Source organism: Roseateles sp. P5_B10, assembly GCF_056400485.1.
The window spans coordinates 1-606 of the sequence record NZ_JBFULE010001593.1 but is presented as its reverse complement, the minus strand read 5'-3'; the positions used below and the strand labels follow the sequence as shown (position 1 = coordinate 606).

Genomic DNA, 606 nt, shown 5'->3' with positions numbered 1-606 from the left:
CAGTTACTTTGTTTCCAGTGGTTTTACGAGCGGACTGGTGCTCGACATGCCCTACTCCGGATCCGCACCCACGTCGAAACCAAGTCGGCCCCAGAGACCTTGCATCTTAGGCCAGACCGAGCGCTTTCAAGAGCTCACCCGGCGCGGACAGCTCCAGGTCGGCGCCCCAATGACGAAATTCACCGCTATGGCCGAGATAGCCCCACGCCGCAGCGGCCGTTGCCATGCCAGCAGCGCGACCGGCCAGGATGTCGCGTTCGTCGTCTCCGACATAGAGGCAGGACGCCGGTACCACGTTCAAGCGGCGTGCTGCCTCCAGCAGCGGGGCGGGGTGCGGCTTGGTATGGCTCGTGGTGTCGCCGCCCACGATGGCGCCGGCCGCCAAACCCAGCGCCTTGGCAAGCGGCAAGGCGAAGCGTTCGGCCTTGTTGGTGACGATGCCCCATGCCAGGCCCGCATCAGCGAGCCCGAGAAGCTCCGCCTCGATGCCGACAAAGGCGCGCGTGCTGTCATACATCAGCGCTTCGTAACGATCCAGGAATTCACGCTTGAGTTCGTCATAGCCCGACTGACCAGGCGCCGCGCCGAAGGCTTGGCCCAGCATGC

At 64.7% G+C, this 606-nt stretch carries 1 protein-coding gene and 1 other RNA gene; both read right to left on the bottom strand.

Annotated elements, in window-relative coordinates:
* Positions 1–92: a transfer-messenger RNA gene (gene ssrA, locus AC1DU6_RS34770) on the bottom strand; the annotation flags it as partial.
* 14 nt (positions 93–106) lie between these two features.
* A partial coding sequence (locus AC1DU6_RS34765; RefSeq protein ID WP_477863076.1) for an HAD-IA family hydrolase occupies positions 107–606 on the bottom strand: 500 nt, incomplete at its 5' end.